Consider the following 12395-nt stretch of genomic DNA (forward strand, 5'->3'; position numbering starts at 1 on the left):
ATCCGGGCGGCGGCCCCTCGGGCGCGGCATAACGGTTCAGCCACGCCCGCGCAGGCGTCAGACCGACGCCGCCGTGAGGTGGTGCGTGCCCGAGCCGATCTCGCGGTCCGCCTCGCCGGGCAGCCGGACGACGCCGGTGACCCCGTCGGGCAGGCTCACGTCCAGCTCCAGCGCGGCCCCGTCGGCCTGGGTCCAGCCGACCGCCACCGCGCCGTGGCGGGTCTCCAGCGAGGTCTTCGCCCAGGTGAGCCCTCCCCCGGGCCGCGGTGCCACCAGGACGCGGGCGTAGCCCGGCTCCAGCGGCGCGAGGCCGGCGACCGTCCGGTGCAGCCAGTCCACGACCGCCCCCAGCGCGTAGTGGTTGAAGCTGGTCATCTGGCCCGGGTTGATGGTGCCGTCGGGCAGCATCGAGTCCCAGCGCTCCCAGACCGTCGTCGCCCCCATGGTCACCGGGTAGAGCCAGGACGGGCACTCCCGCTGGAGCAGCAGCGCGTACGCGTCGTCGAGGTGCCCGGTGATCGTCAGCGCGTCGGTGACGAACGGGGTGCCGGCGAAGCCGGTCAGGATGTGGTGGCCGCCCTCGCGGACCAGCTCGGCGAGCCGGTCCCCGGCCCGGGCCTGCAGGTCGCCCTCGAGCAGGCCGAAGGCGATCGCCAGCGCGTAGACGGTGACGGCGTCGCTGGTGATGCGACCGTCGTCAGCCACGTAGTGCTCGACGAACGCGGTCCGCGTCCGCTCCGCGACCTCGCGGAAGTGCGCCGCGTCCTCGTGCCCGACCAGCTCGGCCGTCTCCGCCACCAGCGTGGCGCTGCGGAACAGGCAGGCCGTCGCGACCACGCCCGGGTCCGCCTTGGCCAGGATGGGGTCCTCCGGCGGCGCGGTCGGGTCCAGCCAGTCGCCGAACTGGAAGCCGGTGTCCCACAGCCCGGTCGGCGACAGGAGCGACTCGACCCGGCGCACGTGCGCGGCCATGGAGCCGATCTGGTCCTCCAGCACGCGGCGGTCCCCGTACGCCTGCCACAGCGCCCATGGCACCCAGACGGCGGCGTCGCTCCAGACCGCGGTCGACTCCTGGGGCGGGAAGGAGCTGGCGTCGGGGTCGTCAGCGAGCACGAGCTTGAGCACGTCTGGGACGACGAACGCGACCATCCCGTCGGCCGCGCGCTGCTCGGCCTCGACGTCGCGCAGCCAGTCGCGGAGGAAGTCGTCCACGTCGAAGAGGTAGGCCGCCGACGGCGTGAAGGCGGCGATGTCGCCGGTCCAGCCGAGGCGCTCGTCGCGCTGCGGGCAGTCGGTCGGCACGTCGAGGAAGTTGCCGACCGTCCCCCACACCGCGTTGCGGTGCAGCTGGGTGACGAGCTCGTCGGAGCAGCTGAAGTCACCGGTCCGGCGCAGCTCGGAGGACACGACGACCGCGGTGAGCGCGTCGGGCGTCAGCTCCCCGGGCCAGCCCTCGACCTCGGCGTAGCGGAAGCCGTGGAACGTGAGCGTGGGCTCGAAGACGTCGGCCCGGCCGCTGAGCACGAACCGGTCGGTCGCGTGCGCCGTCCGCAGCGGGCGGACGCCGAGCTCGTCGTGCTCGAGGACCTCGGCGTGGCGCAGGGTGACGGTGGTCCCGGCCGGTCCCTGGACGTGCACCCGGAGCCAGCCGACCAGGTTCTGGCCGAAGTCGACGAGAGTCCGTCCGGACGGCGAGGTCCAGATCTTCACCGGAGCGACCTCGAGGATCCGCTTCACCGGCGGCCCGATGTACGGCGTCAGCGTGCTCAGGTCCAGCTCACCGCGGTGCACGCCGCCCCAGGCCGGGTCGGCGTGGCCGGGCCGGAGCCAGCCGTCGTCGAGGCGGCGGGCATCGATCGTCTCGCCGTCGTAGAGGTCGTTGGCCAGCACCGCGGACGGGCCGGCGGTCCAGGACTCGTCGGTCACGACCGTCTGGACGTGGCCGTCGGCGTACGCGATCTCCAGCTGCGCGAAGGCCCCGAGCTCGGAGCCGTAGTAGGCGCGACCGCCCGTCCAGCCGAGGCGCCCGCGGAACCAGCCGTTGCCGAGCGCGAGCCCGAGGACCGTGCCCTCGGCCGGGGTCTCGGCGAGCAGCGCGGTCACGTCGTGCTCGTTGTAGCGCAGCCGCCACTCGTAGCTCGACCAGCCCGGGCTGAGCACGTCGTCCCCGACGCGCCGCCCGTTGAGGAAGGCCTCGTAGACGCCGTGCGCCGTGGCGAGCAGCGTGCCGCGGACGACCGCCCCGTGGCCCTCGTCGAGCCGGAGCTCCTTGCGCAGCAGCGGGGCTCCGTCGAAGTCCTCGTCGGGCGAGATCAGGACGGCGGACCAGTCGGGCATTCCACTCCTCGAGTTCGAAGCACAGGCGATATGAAACGTTCTAGTCGAGGCAATCACCCCGGCTGCAGCCTGTCAACCGCTACGCTCCTGTGACGATTCAACGAGCTCCTCAGGAGGCGTCGTGCCCCGCTACTGCCTGAGGGGTCAGGTCAGGCCGGACCAGGTCGCGGAGTACCGCCGCGTGCACACCGAGGTCTGGCCGGAGATGCTCGCGGCCCTGCGCGACGCCGGCTGGCACGACTACTCCCTCTACGTCGGCGACGACGGCGTCCTGGTCGGCTTCGTCTCGACCGACGCCGGCGACGACCTCGACGCGATCCAGCGGCGCGTCCAGGGACCGGTCAACGACCGGTGGCAGCGGTCCGTCGCCGCGCTGTTCGCGAGCGAGGGCGCTCCGGACCAGGCCTGGCAGGTCCTGCCCGAGGTGTTCCACCTCGACTGAGGTCGCCGGTGCTCAGCGCTGGGCGCGCAGCAGCACGGGCCCGGCGTCACCCTCCCGGATCTCGACGGCGGCGATCGCGTCGAGCGCGAGCGGGCTGACGCCCGAGGGGTGCATGACCCGGTTCGGGCGGACGGTCCAGAGCTTGACCTCGCTCCCCCGGCCGGCGGTGTCGACGACCCACACCGAGTACGGCTCCCCCTCCGTCACGTCGGCGTACTGGCACTCGACCCGGACGTCGGTCCCGCCGTTCACCGGCGCGAGGTCGACGACGGCGGTGAGCGGGGACGGCACCACGGCCGAGAACGCGAGCCGCTGCACCTCGTCGCGCTCGACCAGCGCGCGGAGGCCGTAGCCACCGAGCCCACCGAGCACCGCGACGAGGACGGCGGCGGCCGCCAGCTGCCACCACCGCGGACGGGTTCTGGAACGCAGGGGCTTGGGCGGCGAGGCCGGGGCCGGCGGGAGCGGGGGCTCGATCTCCCCCGCGGGGTCGGCGTCCATCGCCAGGGCCTCCACGGGCGGCACCCGAGCCAGCAGCCCGGGCATCCCGGCGAGCTCGCCGACGGCGGTGCGGCAGCGCTCGCAGCCGGCCAGATGCTGCTCGAACTCGGCGCGCTCGTCCGGCGGCAGGGCCCCGAGGACGTACGCCGCGTCCCACTCGGTGTAGCGGTCGACGGCGCTCACGGCGCGGTCACCCCCTTCTCCTGCAGCAGCAGCCGCAGGCTGCGCAGGCCGTAGTGCAGCCGCGACTTGACCGTCCCCTCGGGCACGCCGAGCGTGCGGGCGATCTCGGCGAGCGGCCGCCCCTCGTACGACGCGGCCACGACGACCTCCCGGTGCTGCGGCGACAGGCCACGCAACGCGTCGGCGATCAGCCAGCGGTCGAGCACCGCGCTCGTCGCGTCCTCGCCGGTCGGGGTCCGGTCCGCGAGGGTCGAGACGTCGGTCGCCGTCTCGTGGCGGTGGGCGGCGCTGCGCCAGCGGTCGATCACGAGGTTGCGCGTCACGGTGAACAGCCAGGCCCGGGCCGCCCGTTCGTCGGACGCGACGATCTCCGGGTGCCGCCAGGCGCGGAGCAGCACGTCCTGCACGACGTCGCGGGCCAGGTCGGGGTTGTGCGTGAGGCGCGCGGCGAAGCCGAGCAGGGCGGCACCGTGCTGCTCGTGCAGCTGGCGCAGCGCTGCCGCCGGTTCGACAGCACCCTCCATCCCCACCTCCTGGTCGGTCGGTCGTGAGAGCAGACGGGGCAGAGGCCCCGATGGTTCATCCCGACCGGCACGGGCGCCCGGACGCCGCAGCAGTCACATGTTCGAGCCGTCGGGCGGCACGCCCTCGGGCAGCGCCGCGGCGGGCGCGGTGCCGTCGCCGGCACCCGGGCACGCCAGGTCGAGGGTGTAGGCGGTCATCGAGAGCGACCCGTACGCGTAGCCGTCGACGAGCACGTCGGCGCCGCGGTCGGCGGCCCCGGCGAGGCCGGCGAGGTAGAGCAGCGGGAGGTAGTGGTCCGGCGTGGGGACCGCGACGTCGAAGTCGCGGTGACCGTCGAGCGCGGCGACCTCGGTCGGGTCGTCGGTCATCGACGCCCGCACCTGCTCGTCGAAGCGCCGCGCCCAGTCGAAGCCGGCGTCGGGCAGCCGGGAGTCCATGCCGCCGAGGTTGTGCACGACGTTGCCGCTGCCGATGATCAGCACCCCCTGCTCACGCAGCGGGGCGAGGCGGGCGCCGAGGTCGAGGTGGTAGTCGAAGCGCTTGTCGGCGTTGATGCTCAGCTGCATCACCGGGACGTCCGCGTCGGGGAACGTGTGCATCAGGACCGACCACGTCCCGTGGTCGATCCCCCAGCTGTCCACGTCGGCACCGACCCAGGTCGGGTGCACCGTGTCGCTCACCTCCTCGACGAAGGACGGCAGGCCCGGGGCCGGGTAGTCGACGTCGAAGAGCGGCTGCGGGAACCCGTAGAAGTCGTGGATGGTGCGCGGCCGCGGCATCGCCGTGACCGCGGTGGCGTTGATGTACCAGTGCGCCGAGACCACGAGGATCGCGCGCGGCTTCGGCACCGCACGACCGAACGCGTGCCAGGCCTGGGTGTAGCGGTTGTCCGCGAGCGCGTTCATCGGGTTGCCGTGCCCGATGAACGCGGCGGGCATCAGCCCGGCCGCCGGGTCAGGGGTCTCGGTCACCCGGCCGACCCTACGGCTCGGACGAGGACGTCGCGCAGCGTCACGAACCCGTCGGCCCCAGCGGCGTCCCGATCAGCACCAGCGCCGGGGCGCCCGCGGTCGCCGTGGCCAGGTCGCCGTGGACGTCGTACGTCAGCTCGGCCCCCGGCACGCTCAGGGTCCGCGTCTCGACGGTTGCGTCGGTCGGTGATGTCATGGAGCTCTCCTCGGATCGGGCTGGTGGTCTCTCGACCGCTCGACCGGGGTGAAGTCATCGGCGACGCGGAAGGACATCCCATGACCTCGGACCCGGGCGGTCGGACCCGATCGGTCGGCGTGTTCCTGAGCCTCACCCTCGACGGGGTGGTGCAGGGTCTCGGCCGGCCCGACGAGGACACGCGCGGCGGCTTCACCCACGGCGGCTGGGGCCAGGACTACGCCGACGAGGTGATGGCACGGGAGGCCGGGAAGGGGCTCGCCCGGCCCGGCGACATGCTCTTCGGGCACCGGACCTGGACCGACTTCACCACCGCGTGGGGCACCCGGACCGACGACAACCCGTTCAGCACGCACATGAACGCGGCGACCAAGTACGTCGTCTCCCGCACGCTCGAGGACGCGGACGCGTGGCAGAACTCGATCCTGCTGCGGGGCGAGGCCGTCGAGACGGTGGCCGCGCTGAAGGCGACGACGGGCCGCCACCTCTCGATCATCGGCAGCGCGTCGCTGGTGCGCTCGCTCCACGCGGCCGGGCTGATCGACCACTACACCCTGCTCATCCACCCGCTCACGCTCGGGACGGGCGCGCGCCTCTTCGACGGGCCGGCGCCGCTGACACGCCTCACGCTGACCGGCACCGTCGTCACCTCGACGGGCGTGATCATCGCCGACTACGACACCACGCCAGCAGCGTCGGGACGCTGAGGCCCGAGCAGCACGTCCTGCAGCGACCGGGTCGCCGCGAGCCGGGCCCCCAGCAGCGGGGCCGCCCGGCCCAGACCGGCGACGACCACGGGCGTCGGGGGCACCAGGAGCTCGCCGGTCCGCGCGACGAGGCGGTCGACGAACCCGGCCGCTCCGGCCCAGGGTCCCCCGACGACGATCGCCGCCGGGTTGAGGAGCGCGGCCACGGAGACCAGCGCACCCGCGACCGCCGTCACGATCGCGTCCCGACGCGCGTGGTCCTCCCGGCGGTCGCCGGTCAGGACACGTTCGACCGCCTCGACGTCGATGGTGTCCGAGGCCGGCCGCAGCAGGCCGAGGTCGCCGAAGCACTCGACCAGGCGCCGCGCGCGGCCGTCCGGCCCGGTGGTCAGGACGTGCGCGGGCTCGCCGGCCAGACCGGCGTGACCGCGGACGAGCCGGCCGTCGTGGACCACCGCACCCCCGAGGCCGTGCCCGAGGTGGAGGTAGCAGAAGTCGTCCAGGCCGACCGCCGCTCCCGCGTCGTGCTCGGCGAGCGCGGCCCAGTTCACGTCGTTGTCGACCTCGATCTCCACGTCGACGAGCGGCGCGAGCAGCGCCCGCGGGTCGAGCTCGTCGACGACGAACGGCGAGTGCGGCAGGTGCACGAGCCGGCCGGAGCCCCGGTCCACCGGCCCGGCCAGCGAGAGCGAGCACGCCCGTACGGGTCCCGGCAGGTCCCCCGTCGCGTCGGCGACGAGGGCGAGCAGCAGCGGGTCGAGCTCGGCGGCCGTCACCGGGCTGGGCGTGTCCCGCTCGACGCGGCGCAGCACGGTCCCCCGGACGTCGAGGAGCTCCGCGACGAGGCCGTCCGGCCCGCCCTCGACCGCGAGCGCGACGCCCAGGTCCTCGCGGAGCCGGTAGTGGACGCCGGCGGGTCCACGCCGGCCCAAGGGCGCGGCCCCGGCCTCCACCACCACCCCGTCGAGCTCGAGGCGCCGCACGCTCTCCGACACGGTGGGCTTCGAGATGCCCGTCACCGCCGCGATCTCGGCCCGGGTCATGTTGTCCCCGCGCAGCAGCTGGTCCACCACGTGCCGGTCGGTGATCCGACGCAGCAGGGCGAGGGACGCCCGCGGTGGGTCCTGCACGTCGGTCATCGGCACCTCGGGTCAGATCAATGGTTAGGAGTCCTTGCACTTTATCCGAACGGTGTCCTACAGTTCCAGCCACGGAACCAGAAAGAGTCCTAACCATTCCCCTGGAGGCCCAGCGCATGACCACCACCGCCACCCCGGCCACGCCCGTCAGCCCCAGCTCCGGGCTGCCGCACTGGGAGACCCTCCCGGACGACCTTCCGGCCGCGACGGCCGAGATCAAGGCGGCGATCCGCGCCCGCATCGAGGCCTCGGGCCGCACGGTCGCGCAGGTGGTCGACGAGATCGAGACGTTCCTCGAGGGCGAGATCGCCGACATCGAGGCCACCCGGGCCCGCGGCGAGGAGGTCTGGCCGGTCGTCGACTACGCCGACGTGGAAGCCGGAACCGTGACGGAGGAGACGCTGGCCCTGGTGAAGCGGCGCGGCTGCGCCGTCGTGCGCGGCCACTTCGACCGCGCCCGGGCCGAGGCCTGGGACGCCGACGTCGTGGACTACGTCGAGTCGAACCGCTTCTTCGAGACCTACGCCGGCCCGGCCGACGACTTCTTCGGCACCCTCGGCTCGGAGATGAGCAAGCCCGAGATCTACCCGGTCTACTGGTCCCGCGCGCAGATGGAGGCGCGCCAGGACCCACGCATGGCGACGGTGCAGGCGTTCCTCAACCGGCGCTGGACCTCCGACAGCGAGGGGCGCCGGTGGTTCGACCCCGAGGTCGACACCCTCTACCCCGACCGTCTCCGCCGCCGCCCGCCGGGCGCGACCTCGGGCGGGCTCGGCACCCACCTCGACCCCGGGACGCTCGACCTGTGGATGACCGAGGGCTACCAGCAGCACTTCCGTCACCTCTTCTCCGGCGACGTCGCGGCGTACGACCCGTGGGACGCGGCCTACCGCACCGAGGCCGCGCAGTACCCGGGCTCGACGATGTGCTCGGCGTTCCGCACGTTCCAGGGCTGGACCGCGCTCAGCGAGATGCAGCGGGACCAGGGCGTCCTGCACACCGTGCCGATCCCGAAGGCGATGGCCTACCTGATGCTCCGCCCGCTGCTCGACGACGTGCCCGCCGAGGAGATGTGCGGGGTGCAGCCCAACCGGACGTTCCCGGTGAACGAGCGCTACCACGCCATCCTGACCCGGGCCCTCTCCGGCATCCCCGACGTCGCGCCCGGCGACTCCGTCTGGTGGCACTGCGACATGATCCACGCGGTCGCCCCGGTGACGGACCAGCAGGGCTGGGGCAACGTCATCTACATCCCGGCCGCACCGCAGTGCGCCAAGAACGACGCGTACGCCGCCTCCGTGCGCGAGGCGTTCCTGTCCGGGCGGAGCCCGCACGACTTCCCCGAGGAGCACTACGAGGCGAGCTGGCCGAACCGGTTCGCGCCCGAGGACCTCAACGCGGTCGGCCGGCGCGGGCTGGGTCTCTAGCCCTCCTTCGCCCGTCTGCTCGCTCTTGTCGAGTCTGCGCGCGTTCGAACGCGCGCAGACTTCACCAGATCGAGCAGACGTGGCGTCGGGTGCTGAGCTACGCGGCTACGCCGGGCGCCACGCCAGCGGCCCGAGGCTGCTGAGCGGCACGGCCGGGACGACGACGCGGTCATCCTCTGCGTCGTAGAGCATCAGCTGGTCGACGCTGATCAGGGCCAGCCAGCGGTCGTCGAGCCAGACGGCGTCGCGTGTGCTGCCGCGCGGCTGGTCGAAGATCTCGTCGATCTGGCCCGTGCCCACGACGCTCACCCGCAGGGTGCTCGTGTCGCCGACCGTCTCGGTCACGGCCAGCCGCCGGTTGGCCGGCGAGAGGGTGCCGCCCGTCGTGTCCTCGCCGACCGCGGTGCTCAGCACGCTGTCCGGCTCCTCGGCGTGGCGGTGCAGCGTGAAGCGGCACTCGCCCCGCGCGCAGGTCCGTCGGACGTAGCCGTCGGGGCCGGTCGCGATGACGTCACCGACCTGACGGGCCCGGGAGGACGTCGGGAAGGCGGAGCGGAAGCCGGCGTCGGTGACGCTCAGCAGGCCGCCGGCCCCGTCGCTCGCCGCGTCCCCGTCGACGCTGACACGCGTGGACGCCTTGCCGTCCGCGTCGACCCGGCGCCAGGTCGTCCGCCTCGAGCCCGGGTCCTCCGCCGCCCAGACCGAGCCGTCCGGGCCGGGCAGGAACGCGGCGGCCGTGCGCAGCGCTCCGCTCACCGGCTGGACGGACCCGTCGGACATGACGACGGACCTCGAGCGCTTCGTGGCCCCCCACACGAGCACGCCCGTGCCCAACGAGGTCATCGACGTCTCGCTCGAGTAGGCCGGCACCCTCGTCGGCGTCACCCTGCCGTCGCGGCTGTCGACGGCGTAGACCCGCCCCGCCGACCCGACGAGCAGCAGGCCCGGCGGCAGGTCGGCGGGCCAGGTGTGACTGGTCGCCGACGCGCTGATCATCGGCCGCGGGGCGGGCCGGGGTGAGACGTCCGGTTCCTGCGAGGTGAACCGGAGGACGACGAGGCCGACGACGACGGCGAGCACGACCCCGAGGACCAGCCACGATCGTCCACGACCCAGGCGGGCGCCCTCGGCGTCGAGGTGCTCGGGCTCCATCGCGGTGCCGCTACTCCGGGGCCGGCGCGCCCTGCGCGAGCCCGGCGGAGGCGGCCGCTGCCAGCGCGGCGGCCATCGCGTCCAGCTCGGAGCGGCCCGTCGCCCGCGCCAGCCCGGCGACGGCGTCGAACTCGGGCGTGACCCGGATGATCACCCCGCCGTCGTGGCTGATCTTGACCGGCACGGCATGATCATCGACCTGCACGTCCACCCACGTCCGCGGCAGCATGAACTTCGTCGTGGGGGCCTGCCGTACGCCGATCGTCGACGTGTGCGCGTAGACGACGTCGCGCAGCCGCGGGGCCGCGTCGGGCGCGCAGAGGACGTGCAGCGTGTGGGCCGGTCGTCCCTTCTTCATGAGGATCGGCACGAGCCAGGCGTCCTGGGCCCCGGCGTCGAGCAGGGCGGCGAGCACGCCGGGCCAGAGCCGCGGGTCGAGGTCGTCGACGTTGGCCTCGATCACCAACGCTGGGGTGCCCTCCGACGCGGCCGTCGACGCGGTGTCGGCGCGCGACCCCAGGAACACGCGGGTGACGTTCGGACGGCCGGCCGCGTCACGGGTGCCCGCGCCGGTCCCCGAGCCCTCCAGGCTCATCGACGGGAGGTCCTCGCAGGTGTCGCCGAGGGTGACCACCAGCGCCATGCCCGTCGGTGTCGTGAGCTCGCCCTCGCCGCCGGCGCGGACCCGCCACCCGCGCGAGAGCTCGACGACCGCCGGTCCCGGCACCGCGATGCGGCCGTGCGCCATGCGGACGGTGCCCGAGCCGACCGACACCTCGCTCCCGCTCACCGCCTCGACGCCGAGGTCGGCCACGGCGGCGCAGACGCCCACGACGTCGGCGATCGAGTCGAGCGCCCCGACCTCGTGGAAGTGCACGTCCTCGGCGGAGATCCCGTGGGCCCGGGCCTCGGCGTCGGCCAGGCTCTGGAACACGCGCAGCACGTCGGCCCGCACCCGGTCGGCGAGGTCGGCCTCGGAGACCATCCGCCGTACGGTGCGCCAGTCCCGGTGCGGCGGGTCGTCCACCCGCATCACGACGTCGGCCTTCGTGGCTCGCATCCCGGCGCGCGTCACCTGGTGCGCCTCGACGGTGACCGAGGCCGCGACCACCGCGTCGACCGCACGCTGGACGACGGCCAGGGAGGCACCGGCGTCGAGCAGCGCCCCGAGCAGCATGTCCCCGGCGACGCCAGCCGACGCGTCGATCCAGAGGTGCCTCACGCCGGCTCGGCGATCTGTGCGGCAAGGTGGCCGGCGCCGTACCCGTTGTCGATGTTGACCACGCTGACGCCGGGCGCGCAGCTGTTGAGCATGGTCAGCAGGGCGGCGACGCCGCCGAAGGACGCCCCGTAACCGACGGAGGTCGGGAGCGCGACGACGGGCGCGCGCACGAGGCCCGCGACCACGCTCGGCAGGGCTCCGTCCATCCCGGCCGCCACGACGACGACCCGCGCGGAACGCAGCAGGTCGAGCTTGCCCAGGACCCGGTGCAGCCCGGCGACGCCCACGTCCACGACGAGCTCGGCCTCCCGACCCAGGTAGCGCGCGGTCAGCCAGGCCTCCCGGGCCACGGGGAGGTCGGACGTGCCAGCCGCCAGGACCAGGACGAGGCCGCCGGTGCTGGGCGGGACCGTCGGCGGCCAGGCCAGCAGCCGGGCCTCGGGGTCCCAGGCGGCGTCCGGCAGCGACGCGAGCACCGCGGCCGCGTGCTCCTCACCCGCACGGGTGAACAGCGTGACGACGTCCGGCCGGCCGGACACGGCCTCGGCGATCAGGCGGACCTGCTCGGGCGTCTTGCCCGCGCAGTAGACGGCCTCCGGGTAGCCGCGACGGTCCTGACGTCCCAGGTCGAGGTCCGCGAAATCGGCCAGGGGGTCGCTCACGCGCGGCCCTGCAGGACGGTGAGGGTGAAGGCGCCCGGCTGCATGGTGCCCAGGTCGAGCACCGCGTAGCGGAACCCGGCGCCCAGCACGACCTCGCGCACGGCGCTGCGCAACGGCTCCTGCGCCGCGCGGGCCAGGTCCTCGCCGGGCAGCTCGACGCGCGCGATCTCGTCGTGGTGACGCACCCGGAGGTCGCCGAGGCCGAGGCGGCGCAGACCGCTCTCGGCCTGCTCGACCTGCCGCAGCTTCTCCGGGCTGACCACGGAACCGTGCGGGATCCGCGAGGCCAGGCAGGGTGCGGCCGGCTTCTCGGCGCAGGGCAGCGCCCAGGCGCGGGCGAGGCGGCGTACGGCGGCCTTGTCGAGCCCGGCGTCGCGCAGCGGGGCCAGCACGCGGTGCTCGGCGGCGGCCCGGCTTCCGGGGCGGTCGGAGCGGGCGGCGTCGTCGAGGTTCTCCCCGTACGCGACCGCGTCGAGCGCGTGCTGACGGACGACCTCGTCGGAGATCCGCGTGAAGAGCTCGTTCTTGCAGTGGAAACAGCGGTCGGCGTCGTTGGCCTGGTAGGCCGGGAGGCTGCCCTCGTCGGTGGTCACCTCGACCAGGGCGGCGCCGATCACGCTCGCGACCTCGTGCGCGGCGGAACGTTCGTCGGCCGCCAGGCTCGGCGAGACGCCCAGGACAGCGACGACGCGGCTGGGCCCGAGGACCCGGACCGCGGCCGCGAGCAGCACCGACGAGTCGACGCCCCCGGAGAACGCGACGCCCAGGCGACCGACGCCGGTCAGCGACCGGGCGATCGCCTCCAGCGCCTCCGTCTCGGTCGTCGGCTCGATCAGGACGTCAGCACTGCCGTTCACGGGGACCACCTCACCATCCTCGTCCGAATCCCCCACCTCCAGGTGCGCTCACCCCCGGCGGAGCCGGTCCAGAG

General features: G+C 74.0%; 13 protein-coding genes. 3 read left to right on the forward strand and 10 right to left on the reverse strand.

All coding sequences use genetic code 11. The features are described from left to right. Positions 1-57: 57 nt before the first annotated feature. Positions 58-2337: an alpha-L-rhamnosidase gene (locus FHX39_RS14100; RefSeq protein ID WP_183339408.1), complete on the reverse strand. Its 2280-nt coding sequence runs from the start codon at positions 2335-2337 to the stop codon at positions 58-60. Between the two features lie 121 nt (positions 2338-2458). Between FHX39_RS14100 and FHX39_RS14105 the strand changes: the two genes are divergently transcribed. Beyond that, positions 2459-2779, forward strand: a complete 321-nt coding sequence (locus tag FHX39_RS14105) for an L-rhamnose mutarotase (RefSeq protein WP_332836838.1) — start codon at positions 2459-2461, stop codon at positions 2777-2779. 12 nt (positions 2780-2791) lie between these two features. Here FHX39_RS14105 and FHX39_RS14110 read toward each other — a convergent pair whose 3' ends face one another. The 4 genes from FHX39_RS14110 to FHX39_RS14125 form a co-directional block, all read right to left on the reverse strand. Further along, positions 2792-3463: a zf-HC2 domain-containing protein gene (locus FHX39_RS14110; RefSeq protein ID WP_183339410.1), complete on the reverse strand. Its 672-nt coding sequence runs from the start codon at positions 3461-3463 to the stop codon at positions 2792-2794. Next, positions 3460-3987, reverse strand: coding sequence for a sigma-70 family RNA polymerase sigma factor (locus tag FHX39_RS14115; protein ID WP_183339412.1), 528 nt, complete (start codon positions 3985-3987; stop codon positions 3460-3462). The genes FHX39_RS14110 and FHX39_RS14115 overlap by 4 nt, the downstream gene beginning before the upstream one ends. Before the next feature lie 93 nt (positions 3988-4080). Then, the gene (gene ygiD / locus FHX39_RS14120; protein ID WP_332836839.1) at positions 4081-4959 is read right to left on the reverse strand and encodes a 4,5-DOPA-extradiol-dioxygenase; all 879 of its coding nucleotides are present in this window, start codon (positions 4957-4959) and stop codon (positions 4081-4083) included. Positions 4960-4999: 40 nt separating this feature from the next. Next, positions 5000-5155, reverse strand: coding sequence for a hypothetical protein (locus tag FHX39_RS14125; RefSeq protein WP_183339414.1), 156 nt, complete (start codon positions 5153-5155; stop codon positions 5000-5002). Positions 5156-5235: 80 nt separating this feature from the next. Between FHX39_RS14125 and FHX39_RS14130 the strand changes: the two genes are divergently transcribed. Then, a complete protein-coding gene (locus tag FHX39_RS14130) occupies positions 5236-5862 on the forward strand; it encodes a dihydrofolate reductase family protein (protein WP_183339416.1) in 627 nt (208 codons plus the stop codon). Here the strand turns inward: FHX39_RS14130 and FHX39_RS14135 are convergent. Further along, the gene (locus FHX39_RS14135; protein ID WP_183339418.1) at positions 5829-7001 is read right to left on the reverse strand and encodes an ROK family transcriptional regulator; all 1173 of its coding nucleotides are present in this window, start codon (positions 6999-7001) and stop codon (positions 5829-5831) included. The two genes, FHX39_RS14130 and FHX39_RS14135, sit on opposite strands and share 34 nt — an antisense overlap. Before the next feature lie 116 nt (positions 7002-7117). Between FHX39_RS14135 and FHX39_RS14140 the strand changes: the two genes are divergently transcribed. After that, on the forward strand, positions 7118-8428 hold the full coding sequence (locus tag FHX39_RS14140; protein WP_183339420.1) for a YbiU family protein: 1311 nt from the start codon (positions 7118-7120) through the stop codon (positions 8426-8428). A gap of 105 nt (positions 8429-8533) precedes the next feature. On the opposite strand, the gene FHX39_RS14145 is transcribed toward FHX39_RS14140, so the two are convergent. Genes FHX39_RS14145 through larE form a run of 4 tightly spaced genes read right to left on the reverse strand, consistent with a single transcriptional unit; the run spans position 8534 to position 12330 of the window. Further along, the gene (locus tag FHX39_RS14145; RefSeq protein ID WP_183339422.1) at positions 8534-9580 is read right to left on the reverse strand and encodes a hypothetical protein; all 1047 of its coding nucleotides are present in this window, start codon (positions 9578-9580) and stop codon (positions 8534-8536) included. Between the two features lie 10 nt (positions 9581-9590). Continuing rightward, complete coding sequence (gene larC, locus FHX39_RS14150) at positions 9591-10802, reverse strand: nickel pincer cofactor biosynthesis protein LarC (RefSeq protein ID WP_183339424.1); 1212 nt, start codon at positions 10800-10802, stop codon at positions 9591-9593. After that, positions 10799-11464, reverse strand: a complete 666-nt coding sequence (gene larB / locus FHX39_RS14155) for a nickel pincer cofactor biosynthesis protein LarB (RefSeq protein WP_183339426.1) — start codon at positions 11462-11464, stop codon at positions 10799-10801. Before larB ends, larC begins: the two co-directional genes overlap by 4 nt. Continuing rightward, complete coding sequence (gene larE / locus FHX39_RS14160; RefSeq protein ID WP_332836840.1) at positions 11461-12330, reverse strand: ATP-dependent sacrificial sulfur transferase LarE; 870 nt, start codon at positions 12328-12330, stop codon at positions 11461-11463. The genes larB and larE overlap by 4 nt, the downstream gene beginning before the upstream one ends. Between the last annotated feature and the right edge of the window lie 65 nt (positions 12331-12395).

The organism is Microlunatus antarcticus (assembly GCF_014193425.1).
GTDB lineage: Bacteria > Actinomycetota > Actinomycetes > Propionibacteriales > Propionibacteriaceae > Microlunatus > Microlunatus antarcticus.